General features: G+C 69.9%; 15 protein-coding genes and 1 pseudogene. 7 read left to right on the top strand and 9 right to left on the bottom strand.

What is annotated here, in order from left to right; all coding sequences use genetic code 11:
* Positions 1 to 222: 222 nt before the first annotated feature.
* The 9 genes and pseudogenes from IH25_RS40100 to IH25_RS0131415 all read right to left on the bottom strand — a co-directional run bounded on the left by IH25_RS40100 (position 223) and on the right by IH25_RS0131415 (position 15,158).
* Complete coding sequence (locus IH25_RS40100; protein ID WP_245172937.1) at positions 223 to 831, bottom strand: hypothetical protein; 609 nt, start codon at positions 829 to 831, stop codon at positions 223 to 225.
* Between the two features lie 41 nt (positions 832 to 872).
* Positions 873 to 3,017 (bottom strand): annotated as a pseudogene (locus IH25_RS38005) (P-loop NTPase fold protein).
* Positions 3,018 to 3,064: 47 nt separating this feature from the next.
* Complete coding sequence (locus IH25_RS38000; RefSeq protein WP_078844518.1) at positions 3,065 to 6,001, bottom strand: Helicase associated domain protein; 2,937 nt, start codon at positions 5,999 to 6,001, stop codon at positions 3,065 to 3,067.
* Between the two features lie 107 nt (positions 6,002 to 6,108).
* A complete protein-coding gene (locus tag IH25_RS0131440) occupies positions 6,109 to 7,128 on the bottom strand; it encodes an ATP-binding protein (RefSeq protein WP_030618433.1) in 1,020 nt (339 codons plus the stop codon).
* Positions 7,122 to 9,248, bottom strand: coding sequence for a transposase family protein (locus IH25_RS0131435; RefSeq protein WP_245172933.1), 2,127 nt, complete (start codon positions 9,246 to 9,248; stop codon positions 7,122 to 7,124). The genes IH25_RS0131440 and IH25_RS0131435 overlap by 7 nt, the downstream gene beginning before the upstream one ends.
* A 77-nt stretch (positions 9,249 to 9,325) precedes the next feature.
* A complete protein-coding gene (locus IH25_RS0131430; RefSeq protein WP_245172932.1) occupies positions 9,326 to 10,033 on the bottom strand; it encodes a TnsA-like heteromeric transposase endonuclease subunit in 708 nt (235 codons plus the stop codon).
* A 116-nt stretch (positions 10,034 to 10,149) separates the two neighbouring features.
* The gene (locus IH25_RS0131425) at positions 10,150 to 12,807 is read right to left on the bottom strand and encodes a DEAD/DEAH box helicase (RefSeq protein ID WP_078844516.1); all 2,658 of its coding nucleotides are present in this window, start codon (positions 12,805 to 12,807) and stop codon (positions 10,150 to 10,152) included.
* Between the two features lie 756 nt (positions 12,808 to 13,563).
* A complete protein-coding gene (locus tag IH25_RS0131420) occupies positions 13,564 to 14,139 on the bottom strand; it encodes a GNAT family N-acetyltransferase (RefSeq protein WP_030618415.1) in 576 nt (191 codons plus the stop codon).
* 11 nt (positions 14,140 to 14,150) lie between these two features.
* The gene (locus IH25_RS0131415; RefSeq protein WP_051754278.1) at positions 14,151 to 15,158 is read right to left on the bottom strand and encodes a hypothetical protein; all 1,008 of its coding nucleotides are present in this window, start codon (positions 15,156 to 15,158) and stop codon (positions 14,151 to 14,153) included.
* 571 nt (positions 15,159 to 15,729) lie between these two features.
* Here IH25_RS0131415 and IH25_RS0131410 point away from each other — a divergent pair.
* The 7 genes from IH25_RS0131410 (at position 15,730) to IH25_RS0131380 (ending at position 19,888) form a co-directional block, all read left to right on the top strand.
* A complete protein-coding gene (locus IH25_RS0131410; RefSeq protein ID WP_051754277.1) occupies positions 15,730 to 16,332 on the top strand; it encodes a hypothetical protein in 603 nt (200 codons plus the stop codon).
* Complete coding sequence (locus tag IH25_RS38740; protein ID WP_157847051.1) at positions 16,325 to 16,837, top strand: hypothetical protein; 513 nt, start codon at positions 16,325 to 16,327, stop codon at positions 16,835 to 16,837. The genes IH25_RS0131410 and IH25_RS38740 overlap by 8 nt, the downstream gene beginning before the upstream one ends.
* 490 nt (positions 16,838 to 17,327) lie before the next feature.
* Positions 17,328 to 18,011, top strand: coding sequence for a hypothetical protein (locus tag IH25_RS38735; RefSeq protein WP_157847050.1), 684 nt, complete (start codon positions 17,328 to 17,330; stop codon positions 18,009 to 18,011).
* 370 nt (positions 18,012 to 18,381) lie between these two features.
* Positions 18,382 to 19,059: a hypothetical protein gene (locus tag IH25_RS0131395; RefSeq protein WP_157847049.1), complete on the top strand. Its 678-nt coding sequence runs from the start codon at positions 18,382 to 18,384 to the stop codon at positions 19,057 to 19,059.
* A complete protein-coding gene (locus tag IH25_RS0131390) occupies positions 19,056 to 19,487 on the top strand; it encodes a DUF6302 family protein (protein ID WP_051754272.1) in 432 nt (143 codons plus the stop codon). Before IH25_RS0131395 ends, IH25_RS0131390 begins: the two co-directional genes overlap by 4 nt.
* On the top strand, positions 19,480 to 19,668 hold the full coding sequence (locus IH25_RS0131385; RefSeq protein ID WP_157847048.1) for a hypothetical protein: 189 nt from the start codon (positions 19,480 to 19,482) through the stop codon (positions 19,666 to 19,668). Before IH25_RS0131390 ends, IH25_RS0131385 begins: the two co-directional genes overlap by 8 nt.
* Positions 19,652 to 19,888 carry a hypothetical protein gene (locus tag IH25_RS0131380; RefSeq protein WP_030618391.1) on the top strand — a complete coding sequence of 79 codons (237 nt, stop codon included), beginning with the start codon at positions 19,652 to 19,654 and terminating at the stop codon, positions 19,886 to 19,888. The genes IH25_RS0131385 and IH25_RS0131380 overlap by 17 nt, the downstream gene beginning before the upstream one ends.
* Positions 19,889 to 20,091 lie beyond the last annotated feature (203 nt).

Raw genomic sequence — 20,091 nt, 5'->3', positions numbered from 1 at the left:
CTGTCCAGGAGCGGTCTTTCTGATCAGTGAGTCATGGGGTTGGTCTGGGCTGATCAGTTTGGTGCCTGGTGGTGGTAGCGCTTCAGGCCGGGTTGCTACGGCTCGGTGGTGGAGGGAGCGGGGGCTTCGGCTGTGTGCTGATCTGGTGCTTTGTCAGGTGTAGTGAGTGTTGGTCAGCTGTGGTCAGTTCCGCTGCGTGGTGATCAGGTTCGTTGAGTGTTGCTATGTGCTGGTTGTGGTGTTGGTGGGGTGGTTGAGCCAGTACAGGGCGGTGTCCATGTCGCGTGGGGTCCAGTTGCGGATCGGGGCTGGGGCGGCGGCAAGTAGCTGGTCGATCGCTTTTATGTAGCGGCTGTAGCGGCCGGGTGCGTGGCTGAGGGTGATGCCGAGGGCGCGCAATCCGCTGTGGGCTCGCTGGTCGTAGATGGCCATGCGGTCTGGTGCGGCTGCCGTGAGGACGGCGGAGGCGAGGGCGTCGCCGGTACGGAAGCCTGGTAGGGGAACGAGTGCTGCTCGGCCGGCTTGTGCCGCTGCGCTGCGGCTGAGAGTGGTGTCCCGGGCGGCAGCCGTGGCTGTGGCGGTTGCGCGGCGTACGTCTGCGTCCGCGAGTGCCATGAGTTCGGCGGCCCAGGGTGTATCGGCTCTGAGGCGCTTCCACATCAGTAGTGCTCCGATGTCGGCTTTGCCGATGTGCCCGCTGACGCACGCGCGTTGAGCCACGTGTTGCAGCGTCTCGTCGTAGTACGGACTGACGGTGTCGGTGTAGGCCTGGCGGGCGCAGGCGAGGCGCTGCCATTGCTCGGGTGCGAGGGCGAACGGATTGTCTGTCACGGCTTGCTGCTCCGTCTTGTCTGGAGGCGTGGGTCGGGTGGTCAGCTGCTGCCCGGGGTGTTGCCGCGGTGTACGCGAAGCGCTTGGAGGATGCCTTGCTGGTGTTCTTCACGGGAGTCAGCAGGGGCTCTTGCCGGGGTGTCGAGGAGCGGCCCGAGTCGGCTGTACAGCGCTTCGAGGCCGATGAGTGCGTCGAGGCTTTGCAGGGTGGCCTCGTCGATGACCGGGAGCGGGGCCCGGTCGGGCGGTAGGAGCGTGGCGAGGAGGTCAAGAGGGTTCCACCCCTGGTCGAAACGTTGGTTGATCCAAATCCGGCAGGCCTCGGACTCGGTATGGCGCCACGCCCAGATGATGGTGATCTCCAGCTCGGTCAGTTCGTGTACGGGCCGGCTCGCGGCGGGGGCGAGGTGCCGTGCGATCTCGTGGCTGATCAGTGAGCGGGCCTCACCTATCCAGTCGAGGGTGGCTGCTGCCTGTGAGCGGTCCGGGGTGTCGGAGTCGTCGCGGCTGGTGACGCGTTGGAGGGTGCGAGCAGCCAGGACGGCTCCGTCAGGGGTCTCGGCCATGATCTTGAGGATCGAGGGCCGGTCGGGCTCGGCAAGGTCGGCCAGGAGGTCTTTCGCGAGGAAGTCCATGGCGCGGTCCGCAGTGAACAGGCCGAGGGCTCCTTGAGGAGCGGCGGTGAGGTGGCCGTAGTGCAGGGCTGCGGCTTTGAGGAGTGCGGCCGCTGGCAGGGGAGCGCCGGCGGCGCGTTTGTAGCCGATGCGGCGGGTGATGCGCTGAGTGTCGTCGCGCAGGCGTAGGAGCAGTTCGTCCGCTTCGGTGCCCGGGGTGTCGTCGGCCAGTTGCTGCAGGGCGGTGTCGAAGGTGTGCTCGGGAAGGTCGTCGTCGGGGACGCCGAAGACCATGTACCGGTCGAAGTAGTCGATGCTGCCGATGCCGCGCCGCCGCGCGATGGCCTGAAAGTTGATGCCATGGCCGAGAGCCTGCCGCACTGGTGCGAACAGCATGCCCATCAGGCCGATCACACCGTCTAGGTGCTGTTCGGCGACGCCGGCGCCCTGCAGCCTGGTGCGCCAGCGGTCGATGCCCTGGTCGCGCCGCTCATCGCGGCGCGAGGGCAGGTCCATGCTGGTGCCGGTGAGTTCGGCTCGGTGCTGCCACAGCAACTGGTAGGCGCGGGGCTCGTTGGTGCGCAGGAAGGTGACGAGCAGGAAGTCGACGATGTCGACGTTTCCGGTGAGCTGGCCGAGGGTGGCGTCCACCTGGCCGAAGAATCGCTTGATCGCGCGTGGCGTGCGCAGGCGGGCCTGCAGGTACCGGTAGTAGGCCTCAGAGAGCCTCTGCTGCTCGTCGGGCGTCAAGGCCAGGCTGTGCGAGGCGAGGACTGCGCCGAGGGAGCGGTCGACCAGGGTGTCGGCGTCGCGCTCGCGGAAGGCGGGGAGATCCAGTCGGACCTGGATGATCTTTTCCAGAAAGTCGCGTGCGCGCAGCTCGCTGTTACCGACCAGCTCACTGCGTTGCAGGACGTCCAGAAGGGTCCGTTCATCGAAGCTGATCAGGTAGTACACATGGGGCAGATGCCCTACCAGGCGTACCAGCTTGAAGACGACGAGGAGCTCTTCGGGGGTGAGGCGGTCCAGGTCGTCCATGACGACGAGCACTGGGTGACCCGCCTTGCGCAGGGCTTCCTCGGCTTTGTGTTTCGCTGCGGATGCGCTCGTGTCGCCGCTGATGCGGTTGCTGACCTCCTGGATCAGCCCCTCGGAGTCAAGGCCGAAGAGAGCAGTGACCTTCCCCAGAGGACTGATGGCCTTGCCGAATCCGCCGATCTTCTCTCGCACCTCGGACCACCGTCCGTCCTAGGGGAGGGCTTCGCGGATCTCGCTGAACAGCGCCAGCGTGAGCGACTCCAGATCGGAGTACAGCCACGGGTTGAGTTCTGCGACCAGCCAGCCGTCATCGTTGGCTGCGCCATCCCGTAGGCGGCGTGCCACCTTGCCCAGGACGCTGGACTTGCCTGAGCCCCAGGGGCCGATCAGCGCGAGGACTCCGGTCTCGGTCTGGGCCCGCACCCGGTCCAGCAGGCTGACCACACGCTGGGCGTACTGCCCGTGTCCGAGCAGGTCAGGTCCTTCCTCGTGGTCGAGGAAGGGCTCGTCGTTGAAGAAGCGGGCGTCGGCCATCTGCTCATTGTGGGACAGGGCTCGGCCGGGGTACGGGCGTTGGCGAATCAAGTCGGCGGGGCGATGCGGATGTGAGTGAGGAGGTGTTGTTGGTCGGGGTGGAGGAGGAGCCAGTTGTGTTGCTGGCTTCGGAGCCAGCGGCGGGCTGCTGGGAGGCGGGGGTGGGTGTGTGCGTGGTGGTAGGTGCGTTGCCACAGGATGGGCCAGGGAGGGTTCCACCAGGGGTCGATCGTGGCGAGTGCTTGCTGGGTGGGGGAGGGGGTGCTGCGTTTCTTCGCGAGTTCGCGCTGTCGGTTGAGCCATACACCGAGGGGGAAGCCGTCGTAGACGGTCTTGATCGGCGGGCAGAGGTGGCCGTGGTCGCTGGCCCAGGTACGGGCGTGGGTGAGGGCTTCGGCGTGGGGCCGGGGCCGGGGACTGGGCCGCCAGTGGCCGGCTGTCTGGGCGGTGATGCCGAGGCTGGCCAGAAGCTGCTGCTGGCCGGGGTGGAGCTGGTCGTGCTGGAGGCACGCTCGGGTGATCCAGCTGCCGAGGACGGTGCTCGGTGCGGGGATGCGGGCGGCGGGGTCGAACGGTTTGCCAGCTTTGATGTGGTTGAGGGTGCGGTAGTAGTTGCGCTGCCAGTACAGGTCCCAGGGCGGGTTCCACCACGAGTCGATCGCGGCGAGGTCGGCCAGGTGGGGTGAGGGCGGCAGTCCGTCGCGGGTGCGTTGTTTGGCTCGGTTGCGTTGGCTGGACAGCCACATGCCCAGCGGGTAGCCGTCGTGCAGGGTGTCGCGGGGGACGGCGAGGTGGCCGTGTTCGGCGTGCCAGGCTCGGGCGTGTGCCAGGGCTGTTTCGAAGCCCGGTCTCAGATCGGGGCGGTGCCCGAGGCGGCTGCCCGGCTCGCGGGGACGCTTCGGCTCAGCGGCACGCCGTGCGCGATGCGGACCGGTGGGAGTTGCAGGGTCTGCAGCCCTTCTGGCCTGGCTGGTCTTGTCTTTTGTCTCCGGAGCCGGGGCGGCAGCCGGTGCTCTCGGGGCCGTACGTGCATGGTCCCGGGCCGTGCGGGCCACTTCGGCGGTGATGCCGATCTCGGCGAGGAGCCGCTGCTGTTCGTCGTGGAGCTCGTCATACGTGCTGCACTGGCGCCGCAGCCATCGCCCGGCGAGGGAATCGTCGAGGTCGCTGAAGCCGGTGTCGGCGTCCCGGTGCCGGCCGGCTGCTGTGTCGCGAACGCGGTGGTAGCTGCGCTGCCATTTCAGGTTCCAGGGCGGATTCCACCAGGGGTCGATGGAGGTGAGGGCCTGGGCGCGGCCGGCGGGCAGGGGGCGGTGGCCGGTGCGCTGGTAGTTGCGTTGGTTGGCGAGCCACTGTCCCAGGCGGAACCCCTCGTGGACGGTTGCGGAGGTTACGGACGCCAGGCTGCCGTGTTCCGCGGCGTAGGAGCGGGCGTGGGCGAGGGCTTCTTCGGCGCCGGCCTTGAGGTTGCGTCGTCTGGGTCGGGCGGCGGCCGCAGCCGTAGCGTCGATGCCGATCTGGGTGAGGAGACGTCGTTGTTCGGGGTGGAGGGTGGGGTAACGGGTGCACTGCAGGTACAGCCATTCGCCGAGGCTGTAGCTGGTGGTGGGAAAGCCGCTGGCGGGCTCGAGCGGGCCGTGGGCTTCGGCGTGATCGCGGGCTTGGTGCCAGGTGCGCTGCCACAGGGTGCTCCAGGGCGCGTGCCACCACGGGTACAGCGCGGTGAGGGCGGCGGCTTGGTGGGCGGGCATGCGGGTGTGGCGGGTGCGGGTGTTGGCGAGCCACTGGCCCAGCGGATAGCCGGCGGGGGTGTCTTCTTTGGGTACGGCGAGGTGCCCGTGCTCCTCGTGATAGGTGCGGGCGCGGGTGAGTCCTTCGGCGAAGGCGCGCTCGGCCTGGAGGCTGTGGCCGCGTAGCCGTTTGGCGGGTCCGGGCGCGGGCGGGGTGCCGCCGGCAGCCGCAGGGCGGGGCAGGAGGTCGCTGAGGGGGCGGGGGCGGTGGGCCGAGTGCACTGCCCACAGTGCCTTGCGGGCGGCAGGGGTTGAGGCGGTGTGGGCGCGTACCAAGGAGTGGACCCAGGTGAACAGTGGCCCGTGGGTGACGGCGGTGAGATGGTGGACGAGCCATGGCCGCCCGAGCTGGTCGGCGAGTTCGGTCAGCAACTGGGGCAGCTCGCCCAGCCTGTAGGGGAGATGGCCGCCCGATTCGCTAACGGTGCGCTGCTGCAGGGGGCGGCTGGCCAGCAGGCGTGCGAGGGCCACGGTTTCGGGATAGGTGATCAGGTCGCGGGCGGCCACCTTCCACCAGCCCGGATCGGCGCCGGTGGGCCGGGTGGCCTTCAGGCGGGCCGGCCACCGCTGTTCCGCCACGGGCCAGGGCTGCTCGCACCAGGAGCCGGTGATGGCGCGGGCGACTTTGAAGGCCTGAGCGCCGGCGGGGGAGCGGCGCAGCAGCCGGACATGCCGCCGCTGGGCCTGGACCACCTCCGGGCACCGGCCAAGCGGCACGGGAAGGCCGCTGGTGCCGGGCAGGAACATCAGCCAGTACCGGTGGCGTGAGCAGACCCGCTCTGCGGGCGTCAGGTACCGGCGTGCGGGTACGCGGCGGCCGGTGCGGGAGGCGGTGCATGCGGGGCATGCCGGTCCCCAGGCCGCGACAGCCTCCTCACCGCGCATCAGCCGACCCACCGGTCCGGCCCCGTACTTGCCGCACGGCTCTTCCCGCCTCCATGCGGGCAGGGCGCGCTCGAGCACCTGCGGCGCAACACGGCACAGTGTGGAAACGCGGGCACGGGCCTGGGCGTTGAGGTGGATCTCGCTGTCGGGGTACAGCATTCCCGTGAGGTTCCGCTGGCCGCCGACGTCGGTCACGGCGGCGAGCAGGTCCCGCAGGCCGAGGTGGTAGCGGGCGGCGAGCCGGTTCAGGAACGACAACGTCAGCTCTCCCGGCAGCGGAGCCACCCGTCCTGCCGCGCCGCCGGCCATGGCGGGCACGACCCCGCCGGACGCTGCCGGCCTGCGTCCCGTACGCCCGCTTGCGGGCGTACGGCTGGGCACGGGCGTGCTGTGCTGGTGTGCCACGCCGGATGCCCCTACTTCCCTCGTGCGGACCGGGCCGGCCGGGCCTGGGTCTCGGCGGCTGCGTCGAGCTCTACCTCGCCCAGCAACTGCTTGGTGATCCGTTCGGTGCCTTCGGTGAGGGCGATGAGGGCGGCTTCGCGGATGAGGTGGGAGAGGCTGCCGATCCGCCCTGCGGTGCGGGCATGGAGGTAGGCGGCGTGCTTGACCAGCGTTCCGGGCCGGTGTGCGCGCAGACGCAGCAGATTCTCCATGGCCCGCACGAGGTCGTCCCAGACGGCCCGGTCCTGCTCGGTCGCATAGGCCAGCGGGCGGTGACGGAAGATCTTGAAACGGCCGGCGATCTGCGCCCCGCGCACCCCGCTCAGCAGCGAGGAGGTCTCGATGTCGATCGCGGAGTACACGAAGGTGGCCGGGATGCGTTCGCCGAGGTACTTGAGCTGGTCGGAGGTTTCCGCGCCGGCGCGCCGCTGGGTGTCCAGGAGGTGGACGTCGTCGATGAGGACCAGCTGGGTGCCCAGTTCGCACAGCAGGTCGCACACGGCGCTGGTGATCTGGGTCTGGTTGAGGCGGTCGGTGAGGGGCATGTTGAGGAACCGGGCGAACTCGCTGACGAGCATCTTCGGGGTGGCGGCCGGCGGCACGCTGATGAACAGCACCGGCCTTCTGCCGTCCTGGCCGGGGTGCTGGCGGGCGTCGGCCAGATGGAAGGACCGCCCGAGCGCCATCATCGTGGTGGTCTTCCCCGTCGTGGCCGGGCCGGAGATGATCAGACCGCGGCGGGCGCCGGCCTGCTGGCGGCGGTTGACCAGCAGCAGCCGGCGTACGGCGGTGAACACGCTGTCCATGGCCGGGGTGCGCATGACGGCGAGCTCGGAGTGGTAGTCCTCGCGCTCCGCCTGGGACCAGGCGCCGTCGGTGGCGTCGCGCGCGGGCGCCGAGGCTCGGTGGACGAAGGCATCCCAGCCCTGCCACACGGTCGGAGGGGCCAACGGGGCGAACCCGACGGCATCGTTGGAGAGCGGGCTCACCATCGCAGGGATTCCTTGAAGGGGTCGTAGACCGTGACCTGGGCACGGCGCGGGGCAGGTACGCCGGCTTCCTGCACTGGAGCGGTCGGGGAGGCGCTCGTGCGTGCGCCTTCAGTCGGCCAGGCGCCCACGGCGTCGTCGTCGGTCAGAGGCTCCTCGTCGTCCTCGCTGTCGTCGAAGACGTCCTCGTCGGCAGGCTCGAGCGCCCTGGCCCCCGGCTGCTGGCCGTACAGGATCCCCCACACCGCGCCGCCATTGTTCGCGGCGCCGGCGCGGGCCCGGGCGGTGACGACCTTCTCCCGGTGGCTGCCCTGCCCCGCGGCTGCGCGCTCGAGCAACTCGCGCAAGGCGAGGGCCAGGTCGTGTTCGTGCTGGACGCGGCTGCCGCGTCGGGCGACGGTGCGCCGGATGTGCTGCCAGGTGAAGTTGGTGAACGGGGCGGTGACCAGGGTGTGGTGGATCCACGGCACCGTCTCCCACCCATATCCGCGCGGCTGGTCAGGCTTCGGCAGGCGTACCCAGACCTGGCCGGGAGCGTGCGGGTCGTAGTGGATCTCCCACAGTCCGTCCCCTGCTGGCGAGCGTTCGCCGCGGTAGGGGTTGAGGGCTTCGTGGTTGTAGGTGCGGTAGTCGATGCGGATGCCGTAGTCGTTGATCTTCTGCCGCTTGACGGGCATCAGCTCGATGTAGTCCTCGCGGCCCAGCGGCACCGGGACGTACCCGCACACGGCGACCAGCGCCGCCCACATCTCGTTCGGCGACAGCGCGCAGCGGGGCATCATCGGGTGCCGCAGCCCGTCGTGCTCACGTCCCTGCCACCCGCAGATGATCCACTCCTGGAACATCTCGGCCAGCTGGGCCAGCGTCCACACCGCCTCGCCCGCGGGGTCATTGCCGCGCTCGCCGGTGTGCGAGGCCGTGTAGCCGGCCACATGCTGCACGAACAGCGTGTTGATCGAGGAGAAGGTGCGCTCCACGTGACCCTTGGCCGGCCCGTTGCCCGGCGGCGCGGGCTGCACGGAAATGCCCAGCGACTCGCAGGCGGCGATGAACGAGGACGAGATGAACACATTGCCCTGGTCGACCACGATGGTCTGCGGGATGATCACCGGCCGCGCCGCGGCGCCCTCCAGCCGGGCGTCCACGCTCAGCAGCCGCTCGTAAGGCACCACCGAGTGTTCCATCGCCAGCGCCTCGGGCCAGGTGGGCCGCATCGGCGCCGGGACCATCATCTGCGCCAGCAGCTGCGCCGCGTCCACGCTGCGAGTCCCCTTCGCACGCAGCACGGCCGCGCAGATGGTGCGGGTGGCCACATCCAGCGCGATGGTCAGCTCCGGACGCTCCACCACCCCGGCATCGAGCACCACGAAGGCGTCCAGCACCGTGCTGTCCATCATCACCAGCTCACCCGGCGCCATCACCGTCGTCGGGACGAACGGGGGAGCCGGCCTCGCTGAGCGCCAACGGCGCTGCCGCGCACTGCCCAGCAGCCCGCGGCCGTCGGCGAGAGCGTGCACGAGCCGGTTGAACGCCGCACCCGAGGGCAACGGCACCACCCCCTGCCCGTACTGCTCGGCCAGCAGCCGCTCGGTGTACACCCGGAGCCGTCCCAGCGTCCCGCTGGAGCGCTCCCGCCCGGTCTCCAGCACCTCCCGCAAGGCGGCCACCACCCGCTCGTCCGCACGCCCCAGCGCCGTCCGCGGCCGGGTGGCCCGGTGGTCCACCAGCCCCCACACCCCCTCACGGCGGTAGCGGGCCCGCATCCGCCGCACCGTCACCGCGCTGGTGGGCATGCCGGCCGCCGACAGCTCCGACGCCTTCGCTTCCTCGCGCTGCGCCAGCGTCCGCGTCCGGGGGTCGTACTCCGCCCGCGCGGGACCTACTGCACCGGTTCCGTCCGGCCGCCCCGTCTCCACCTCCCGCACATGCCGCTCCCACGCCAGGGCCCGCTCCCGCACCGTCTCGGGCAACGACTCCAGCAAGCCCAGCGGCGCCAGACTGGGCACTCTTGGCGCGTCCAGGACTTCGAATCCCGCATCGGCGAACAGCAGCGACAGCAAAACCGCCGCTACTTCACCGTCCTCGGCGACCAGCCGCACCTGACCGTCAGCAAGAGCCCCCACCGTCCAGCTACGCCCCCCGAACCGCACCTGGCGCCCCAGCTCCACCACCGGCCCGCCCGGCACTCCGCTACCCGCCCTCACTCTGCCGCCTGCGCCCACACCGGCATCCGCTCATGCACCGGCGCCCCCAGGTCCGCCGCCAGCCGCCCCGCCCACAGCGCATGGAACAGCGCGGGCAGCACTACCAGCGGATCCCCGACCCTGCGTACGCCCTCCCACAACGGCGCCGGTTCGGCAAACACCTCCTGCAGCGCGGCAGCCAGCAGCCGACCACCGTGATGCCGCGGGTGCCGGTATCCGGCCAGCCAGGTCACATTGCGCCGGTAGACCGGGTCGACAGGCCCGAGCACCCAGTACCGCCAGCCCACCGCCCTACAGACCTCTCCGACCACCGCAGCAAGAGACCGCTGCCGCCGAGACAGCTCCCCTCTCCCTGTGCAGTCGGCGAGCACCCCCTGACCATCGGCCAGCCGGAGCATCAGCTGAGGAGCATGCGACCGCACCGCGCTCGTCCCATGCCACCGCAGTTCAAGCGGCCGCGCAGCCATACCCCTGACACGCGGGTCACGGTCGAGGAGCATCACATGCAGCCGCATCGCCGCGGACCCGTAGTGCACCAGCCGCCCGGTTGTGGCCGACCACCACCAGCCCGGTGCCAGCCGCTTGCCTTTGCGGACCGGGAACGGCTTCAGCGGCGGGCAGTTCTCGAAAACCACCTCACCGGCCGCCGACGACCACCTCGAACACTCCGTCGCCCCGCCCGCAGCCCGGAACAGCACATCCACCGACCCGACTTCAGGCCGCCGCACCCTCGCTCCACCCCGCCCAGCATCCTGCATACAGAACTAAACGGCTTATCGGCCCATCCGGTAATGGGCGACGCGCGGCCCATCGGCAAACGTCAGCTGCGCCCGGACTGTTCTGCAGCCCAGGCGTAGCCCAACTCGGCGAGGGCGGCCCGCTGCGCCGCATCCAGCCGGTCACGCCTGGCCTTCTGGTTACTCAGAAACACACCCAGCTTGATCACCGAACCGTCCGGCAGCTCCTCAACGTGCGCCCGCCCAACGACGGTTCTGCCCTCCCGCTCGATGTACTGGGTGAGAGCGGCCAGACCGCGCTGGAAGGCTGACGCCTTCCCACCGTCCTTGGCCGCCGGAGCTGGGGCGGGCTGCTCGGCGGGCGTTACGCCCAGCCGCGCGAGCCGCTGCCGCTGTTCCTCGGAGAGCTCCGGCCAGCTGCGGCGTTGTCGCTGGAACCACTTCCCGAGATCGTCACCTTCGAATCGCACGCCGGGCTGGATGTCGGGGAGCCGGCCATCGGGTTCGTCGGCGGCGAGGTCGGCGAGGATGCGGTAGTGGCGTTGCCAGTCCAGTGGCCAGGGGCAGTTCCAGTCCGGGTCGATCGCGGCCAGCTGCTTCGCGCGCTGCTTCGCCCGCTCCGGGTTCTTTCCGAGGCCGCCTTTGCGGCGGAGGTTGGCCATGTGCTGCCCGATCGGTACCTCCACGCCGTCGGCGGGGTTGGTCCACACCGCGTCCTGCCGGGGCGCGAGGTGCCCGGTGGCCCGCCGGTACGACCTGAGCGTGGCGAGCTTGGTCTCCCAGGCTTCCTCGCCGGGCTCCCACACCATCCCGGCCTCGGGCGCGTCCAGCAGCTCCTTGCGGTGCGGATCGAGCTCACCCGCCCGAAGCGTCTTCCTCTGCTGGTGCACCCACCGCCCCAGCGGAAAGTCCTTGGTGACGCCGACCTCGACCTCCGTGTCGTACGGGACGGCGTACAGCCCGGTGATCCCGTTCTCGCGGCGCCAGCGCAGCAGCGCCTCGTAGCCCTCCAGCCACACCAGCGACTCCGGCCGGTAGACCCGGGTGCGCAGGAACGCCGCGATGGTCGAGGCGTCGCGCGGGCTCGAGAAGTGCAGCAGCGCGGACTCGGCAGCGCCGTCGGTGCCGTCGTGCTCCTGGTCCTCGCCGTCTCCTTCGCCGCCGGCCCCGACGATCCGTCCGTCCGCGTCGCGCCGGAGGTGGACTTTGCGCTTCCCACTCGTGAGGGCGCGGGAGGCGAGTTGCTCGACCAGGCGCTCGTCGTGCGCGCGCAGGCCCTGGAGCACGGCTACGAGAGGACGGAACGAGGCGGAGGCGACCATGTCGGTCGGGTCCTCGCCGGGCTGGAGGAAGACCGGCACGATGATCCGCGCGACCTTGGTGGTGCCGTCGCGGTTGGGCCTCAGCGCGCGGCCGATGTTCTGCACGATCTCCACCTGCGAGCCGCGGGTGTCCGCGAAGCAGACCGCCTCCACGCCCCGTTCGCCGGTGATGTCCACGCCTTCCCCGAGCACACGGCAGCTGGCGAGGAAGGCGCGGTGCACCCGGCGCCCGGCCGCGTCGATCCCGCCTGCGAACTGCCGCAGCACCTCCCGGCGTTCGGCCACGGTGTGGTCACCGCACAGCCACGCCGACCACACCCGGTCCGGGGGCACGTGGCGGCCGGCCTCGAGTTCGTAGAACTCCGCGTCGATGGACGACGCGGGGAGCTTGTCGGCGGCGGCCAGGTCCTCGTTGGAGACGTCGTTGGCGTACAGCTCGGCCGCCGTCTCCGGCAGCTTCTCCGCGAACGCGGATGCCTCCTCCACCCGCTGGTGGAACGTCATCACCGTCTTGAGGTTCCACCTAGCGGCGTGCTCCAGGAGCGCGGTCTGCAGCAGCGCCATGCGCCGGCCCCGCAGCGCCTCGTCCGACTCCCCGTAGACGGGGGAGGGGTCACGGATCTCCAGGACGTCGATCTCGAACCCGGCGAGGATGCCCCGCTCGACCGCCTCCGAGAGCCCGAGCTCGGCCAGCCACGGCCCGTACGTCTGGGAGTCCCGGCCCATCGACGCCAGCTCCAGCTCCTGGCCGTCCGCGTCCTTCTGCGGCCGGGGCGCGGCGAGGATGCGCGGGGTGGCGGTGAGGTAGAGCCGGAAAGCAGCGGGGATCCGCTGGTTATCGTGGATCGCCGCCCACGGACGACCAAGATCACCTGCGGTTGAGTGTGCCTCATCCACGATCGCCAGGTCGAAGCCGTCCATGCACTGGCCGTAGAGCCGCTCCCCGCCCGCCAGGGCGGCTTCCAGGGGCCCGCGCACCTTCCGCTGACCCTCGGGCGCGTCGATGTCCTCACGGTCCACGAGAGAGGCGTACGTGGCGAACACGACCACCGGGCCGGACCCGGCCCACAGCGCGAGCTGGATCGGGTTGGTGGTGGTGCGCACGCCCAGCGAGTTGAGCACCGGGTCGTTCTCCAGCGAGCACACCGCGACCATGGGGGAGCGGTGGCCCACCAGGCGCCATGCTTGGGCGGTCTGTACGAGCAGGTCCAGGGTCGGCACGGTCACGAGGATCCGGCCGTCCCGGAAGCACTCCAGCGCGCATGCGGCGGCCGTGATCGTCTTACCCGACCCGGTCGCTGACACGATCGTGGCACGGGCACCCTGCGGGGGCACAGATGATCTTGCAGGAAATCCAACCCACTTACGGAAAGCGGCTTTCTGATCGGCCTGATGTTCCCGAAGTTGAATTACCCGCATTTTCTGGACTCTCCCCCTCTAATTTGTGATTGCTGGTACGTGCTCACCGGCAGACCGGGAATTATAAGCAGTGACACCCTACCTTCACCGCCCGGCAGGATCCGAAATACAGGTTGACTGATACTGCTTTCCGGACGCCGGGGCCTGTTTATCCCAAGGCAGGCATGGTCTGTGACCATATCCTGTGACGCGGGGGAGTACCGGTGGCGTCGTATCGGTGCGACGTGCCAGGAGACCAACGTCCAGTGCAGCGCGTTCGCATGAGACAGGCCCAGCGCTGCATCGCACCGGCGGCCAAGAGCCGCGGCAGGCAGTGGCCCGGCGTCGGTCGTCGAGGCTCAACTGCCGCAGGCAGGGCGGGTCCCGCCGGATCGCGGTGGTCGCCGGCAGGTACGACCACGCGTGAAGGAACGCAGGCTCACCCCCCGCCGGTTGACCTCGACCGCCAGCTGCTCCAGGAGCAGGTGCGGGACCGGGTCCACACTCGCACCCGCATTCGTGCCACAAGGCGGCGGCATGACCGGAGCGCCCGGAGTGGAAGCGGACGCGTGGCCTGGATGGTGGAGCGACCCTCGCTGCGGCTGCCGGATGACACCGGGCGGCGGCACCGTCGGCGCTCGGGCGCGGCGGCGAGGTCGGCTGGTGCACACGCTGCTCGGAACCGTGCAAGCGGTACGGCACGAACGCCAACCCGTTGTGCCGCAGCTGCTTCGCCGAGGTGGTCGGGAGGTGGGGCTCAGGCGTGAGGCGGAAGGGCTACAACGCCTGAGCAGCGGGCTGCGGGTGCAGGATCATGGCGTCGTACACCGGGGACTCGGGAGCGTGCTTGGTGCGGCCGATCACCTCGTAGCCCCACCTGGGGTAGGCGCTACGGGCGGGCTCGTTATCGATGATGCAGGTGAGCGTTGTCCACGGCTCGGGGCGGCTCAGGACCATCACGTCGTGCAGGTGTCGGCCGACGCCCCGGTTCTGGTGGGCGGGGAGTGTCATCAGCTCCCGCAGCCAGAACACCTCGCCCCTCTCGGCGGCCTCAACGACCTCGGCGGGCCGCTTGTCGCCGAGGGAGGCCCACCAGGCACGCTCGGGGTTGAGATTCACGCCGTGGACGTACCCAGCGATGGAGCCGTCGCCCAGGCGTGCGGTGACGACTCCGAACCCGGGCATCTCGAAGGCGGCGTGCAGACGGTTGATGTAGCTGGGCACGGAGAAGAAAGGGTCACCGGCGTACGGTTCTACGTTGTAGACCTCGGCGTACACGGCGATCAGCTCGTCTGCGATCTCCTGGGCCTCTTCGGGGCTGTGGCTCTGCACGGTCAGGGTGCTGATGGTCATGCCGGCTCCTCCTAGGCGATGTGCAGGTTCAGCAGCTCGATCGTGTCACGGGCCTGACCGTTGCGTTTGGCGTACGGCTCCAGGTTCTCGCGGACGACAGCGAGTTGACGCCGGTTGCGGGTGGAGGACTGACCGCCGTCGATCAAGCGCAGCGACTCGCGGGCCGCGCTGACGCTGCGGTCAAGGTCGCTGTCCTGGACAGCCGCCGTTGCGAGGCGGGCCAGGCACATGCCTCGGTTGCGGCTGTGCTCGATGTCCTGAAGGGTCGAGGAGCGCTCCAGCAGCCGGACCGCCCGCCGATTTTGGCCGAGGTCGGAGCGGCACATGCCTTCCAGGCAGACCAGTTCGGCCTCGTTGAGGAACGTGACCCACTGGGGATCACGGTCGCTGGGGCCGCGGTCGAAGGCCCGCCAAGCCCGCTTGATGGCGGTCGAGGCGTTCAGCTCGTCACCCAGGCGAGCGTAGCCCTGCGCGGCGCGGATAGCCAGCAGGGCCGTCACCCGCGGCGGGGCAGACCATGAGGCGGCATGCTGGGAAGCGAGCTTGGCGAAGCGGACGGCTTCGCGGGGCTTGTTCAGGTCGACGCTCTGCCTAGCCATGTTGGACAGGGTGCGGGTCGCCAGCGGCAGGTTGCCTTCGAGGAGCGCGGTGTTCAGCGCCTCGGAGAAGTAGATGCGGGCCTCGTCCTGGCGGTTGGCGTCGTAGCAGAACCAGCCAAGTGAGGTCGTGAGCTGGCCGGCGATCTGGTGCAGCTCCTGCTCGATCTCTTCCGGGTAGGTGCCCTCGTCGATCAGGTGCTGCACCCACATCAGGTGCGAGCGCGCGGTGCGCCACAGCCGGTCGCCGCCGAACCGCTGGTCGATGGCGTCCAGGTCGGCGGCGGCCTCTTTGAGCTCGTGGACATCGTCCTCGGTGACGCGGACCTCGTTGGCGTGGGAGCGGGCGGAGGCGTGGGAAGGGGCAAGCCAGGGCAGGCCGACGGCGGCACCGGCCCCGATGAGGGCAGAGCGACGTTTCACGGGATCGATCTCCTCAACGACTGCGGGGGCTTCTACCCCCAGCGTCGCAGGAGATTGAAACCCAAGGAACTCCGGGCCTTTGCCGAATGCGGCCCGCAGAGCGGTCGCGTGGTCCGGCTGAGGCCAGCCGGGAGAGACGGACTCCCACCGGCGGTAGGTACGGACGCTGACCGCGAAACTGGGATCTCGTAGTGCTTCCCGTCCGACCGCGCTGATTCCGTCAGCGGCACTGTCCTGACTGAACCAGCCCTTGGAAATGCGCGCCGCGAACAAGGCCTCGTTGCCTGGCGTCTTCGCCATCAGTCCCCCTGATGCGTAGTACCGACTTCACCGTATGGGCCAACGTCTGCGCATGGGGCCGGTGACGAAAAATTCCGGGTGATCGGCTCCCCGCGGCCGGTGAATGGCCGCTCGATGGCCGCTCCGTGGCCTGGAACCACGTACGGGACTGCTGTGCACTGAGTGCGCTGCCCTCGCGGGCGACGGCTCCCGCTCTCGTCCCCCGCGGGCAGGAGCCGCCCACCCACCCCCCAGTAGAGGCGTGATGATGGCCACAGCAGGAACCACGCATATGACCAGAGCAAACATCCCCGATGTCCCCAGCGCCCGTCAGGTCGACCAGGGCGGGGACGTGGACGGCGTTGCCGAGGGGCACGTCGTCCCCACCAGCGAGCGGAACCTAGCCGTCGAGCACTGGCTGTTGACGTCGGTGCCGAGTGCTGAGGAAGCCCGGACGAGTTGGGACCGGTTCGGGGTCGCACTGCTGCACTGCGGTGTGGTGTTCACCACCGTCCGCATGAACGGCGACCTGGTGCACGCCGCGGCCGACTCGTCGGACCCGCACACGGTGAGCGCCTACCTCACCCAGGCGCTCGCCGGCGGCCCGGTCGTTGTCGATACGCACGGCCACAAGCGCTATTACGCGCTGGTACCGGTGAGCACCATCGATCGTCCGGAATGGGCCGATGACCGGCACGCTCCGGTCGCCGACTGCATGACCAACGGCTTTGTCGGAATCCCGAGGCCCGGCATCACGGAGCCCGACGACTGTTTCACCTACTGGTGTGTGCCGATGGACCGTCCGGGAGTCCTCTGCGCCCCGGAGGCAGTGTCCGAGCTCGTGTCGTACGGGATGTTGAGGCTCAAGGCGGGAGCGGCCGGCTGTGGTGAGTAACGCGGTCGCTGAGTGGCTGCTGGGCGCGGCCGAGGACAAAGAGGCCGCGCGCGTGAGCTGGCAGCAGCCCGGAGGTACGACCTACCTCCCCTGCGGCGGCCGGTTCAGCGCGGTGCGGATCCCCGCTGGCCTGGTGTGGGAGGTGCTTAATACACACGATGAGAGGCACATCGACCACTTCCTTCGGTTGTGGTTCTACGACGGTGCGGTGATTCTCGACCGGGACTACAGCTGGTACTACTGCCTGGTGCCTCCTGCCAGCGAGTGGCCCACGAAGTGGGCGCACCTCGGCGTTGAGTACCTGGGCCCGGGCGCTGAGATCTGCGTTCCCCTCCCGACCCGCACAGAGCCGCGCGGACACGGGTACTGGCCTGTCCCCATGGCGTCCCCGGGCGCGCTCTGCCGGGTGGAGCAGGTCGAGATACTGGTCGCGCTCCGCAACATCCGCCTGTTGAGGAAGGGTCCCGCTGCGCGCGCGGCGGCGACGCCGGCTACCAGGCCCTGAGACCACGCTCCGGTGCGGTGTCCCAACCCCCCGTGCCGTCCGGAGCCTCCCGGGCCCGGCGCGCCAGCGCATCCGAGCGCAGGCCGTGGTGTGCCGGGCCCCCATTTCGAAGGGAAAGATCGTGGTTCGCCAATGGGGTACGGGCGACTGCTGGCTCGGCTGCCAGCGCACGGGCGTCCCGGTGCTGTGGCTCGGGCCGCTCCAGTGGGACGGGCAGCACGCCCCCTGTACTCATGCGAGCCCTGCCTCGACCGGCTGATGGCGCAGGCCCTCGCCTACTGGCTGAACCGGCGGCCGACGACCACGGTCACGGCGGCCTGACACTTCCACCCCGAGAGCTGGAGTGGCGACCTGGCCTCGGGGTGGCACCCCACCGCCCTGGTGCGGCAACGCCCCGCTGCCGCACCAGGGCCCGCCCGGCACATCAGTACCTGTGCTGGTGTGCCGGGCATCCAACCCACCTACGACGAGGACGAGAGAGACCACCACCGTGTTTCCGTCTGCACCACCCGGTGTCATCCCGTACATCGCGGGATGGAGCGAGGAGCGCCTGATTGAGGCGCCGCTCGTGGTGAGCCGGCGGCATGCCGGCCTCGGCTACGCGGATGAGACGCCCTACGACCGGGACAGCTTCGGCCAGTTGTGGGCGCGGCCGGCGCTGCGCCCGCGTCACCGGCGCGGGCGCCCGCAGCCGCATACGGTCCACCCCTACCGGCAGCGTCGGTCGATGGCCGACATGCTCTGCCAGGTCTGTGGACGAAAGCCGCCGAGCCCTGACGGTCCGCACCTGTTCCTGATGCGGGACAGGGGCGGGCCGGTGAGGGACGGGGAGCTGACGGCGAGCCCGCCGGTATGCGTGCCGTGCGCGGTCATCTCGGTCCAGCTCTGCCCCGAGATCCGCGGCGTGCACGTCTGTGCGTGGGTCGTCCAGGCCCCGGCATGGGGCGTTGCCGGCCTGGTGTACGACGCCGGCACCCTACGGCCGGTCAGCGACAAGTTGGTGCGGGCCGAGTACGACGGGCCTCTGGCGCCGTGGACGGTCGCGCAACGGCAAGTCGTCCAGCTCTTCGGGGTCCGTCCTACGGAACTGGAGACGGAGGCCGCCGCGTTCGGCCTGGACCGGCTGGAGGAGGAGTTCAAGCGTGTCGCCGCCATGGTGGGGGCAGGGCGATGACCCCGGCGCGTGAACCCCCACAGGCGGTGGCCCCGGCCGCCTCCTCCGGGCGGCCAGCCGCGCCCGCGGACTGAGACTCCCACCCCGGCACCTGGGCGCCGGGGTGGGACCACACTCCCGTCCTGTCGGCCCCGAGGCGGCCAGGACGGGGGCTCTGCCGGTGTCGTCCAGTTGGGCGATCCTCGGACTGGGGGACAGCGAGTGTCCGGCAGAGCGCCCGTGAGCGCAGACCATCGCCTACCCGACGGCCGCGTTGGTCTGCCACCCGGAACGGGTCTCCGGCACGGGCACCCCCCTTCCGTTCATTGGACGTAGCCCGGCGGTGACCTGCCGCCGCTGCCTGTTCACCACCACTAAGGACGAGACGATCGTGAGCACACCTGCCGCCCCGCAGCCGGCCGCGCCGTTACGGCAGGACCTCCAGCGCATCGCTGACGAGGCCAGCATGCCCGCGCTAGTGGGGCCCGGGGAGGACGGGACCTCCTTGGTCTTCAGCTTGTACCCGCAGCGAAATCTGCCGTTCAGGGCACGTCCCAGCGCCGTCAGGGCGTGGCTCATCGAGCACGGGATCGAGGGCGACGCAACCCGTGACGACGGTGGCCTCACCATCATGCTGCACCTGCCCACGGCCACGTCCGTGTGCCAGATCATCAAGGTGCTGCTGGAGCCACTTGTCCGCGTCAACGCCATCGCCGACCGCCTGCAAAAGGCGCTGAACAACCACGGCATCTATGCCTCGCTGAAATCGTCAACGCGGGCCATCACTCTGGACCTGGTGGATGACGAACTGAGGTCAACGGTCGCCATGGCCAGGCTGCTCGGCGTCCCTCAAATCGATCAGGGCCTGGACCTCCAGGACCGCGAGGGCGTGCGAGGGCTGGTCACACGCATGCGGTACCTCATCTCCGGGATCGTAGGGTCTGCGGTCGTGGTGAGAGCACAGCCCGGGTCCGCCCGTGTGAGCGACCAGCTCACCCTGCGTCTGTCCATCGACCAGGCGGCCTGCCTCGCCGATCGTCTGGCCCCCATCAGCGGAGGCCAAGGGTGACCAGGCGTGGAGCCCGAGAGGAGAGCGAGACCACCGTCGTCCAGGTGCGTGCGCCCGGGCCACAGGATGAGTGGGAAGTCTCCTGGTACCGGGAACGGCTTGCCGACCCGGGGCTGATCAACGCGGGCGTGGTGCTCGTGGTGCACGGCATGGGGTACCTGGCTGTGCCTGTCGGCGGTACGCGGAGCGCGGGGCACCTCGCTGTCGCCAACGCCAAGGTGGCCCTGCTGCTGGCCGATGTGCTGCGAGGCCGCGAGGGCTTTCCGGCGGTTCGCGTGCGCTGGTCCGACAGCCCAGAGACCTGCCACATGATCACGTGGGGTGAGCTGCCGCCGGAGACCGACGACGCCGCGCGCGGCCGGGTCTTCGGATACAGCGAGCAGGCGATCACCGCGCACCTTGAGGAGCAGGCCGACCGTGATGCATAGGCAGCCTGGTGAGGAACCCACACCCGTCCCGGACTCCGACACGTGCGCCTTCCACGCCGTCGTGGACGAGGAACGGCGCGCAGTCGAGGACGGAAAGTGCTGGGAGTGCCTGTACGCGCCCACAGAGCCCACCTCTCCCGCCGACGATGAGGACGACGAGGACGATGACGACTGCGAGTGACCAGCCCAAGGCTTACTGCGCCGAGGCCAGTGACCCTGTCACCTTCACCACCATTGACGTCCGGTGGTTCGGGGTGCGGTACCGGGCGGACGGCCGCACCGGGTGGCATGCCTGGCAGATCATCCGCCGACGAGACCCGTGGCTGGCCTGGACCACGCTCCTGTGGCCCGCCCTACTCCAGTCGGCCGTGATCACGCTGGCCGTGCTGTCCGTCAAGTGAAGACGTCGATGGGTAGGGCCTGGAGGCGCTGTGGCTGGTGGCACCGAGAAGAGAGCTGATGGAGTCGGGACCGCCTCAGCCGGCCCGCAGGGCAGGCCCAACAGGCGAACTGCTGGGCCTGGTGCAACGCCTAGTCCTGATCTGCGAAGTACCGTCGGGCAGTGCACTGACCGACGAGGCGGGCCGCCCCATTGAGTCGGTGC

Origin of the sequence: Streptomyces achromogenes subsp. achromogenes (genome assembly GCF_000720835.1) — a bacterium.
GTDB classification, from domain to species: domain Bacteria; phylum Actinomycetota; class Actinomycetes; order Streptomycetales; family Streptomycetaceae; genus Streptomyces; species Streptomyces achromogenes.
This window is presented reverse-complemented; position numbering and strand designations above follow the sequence as displayed.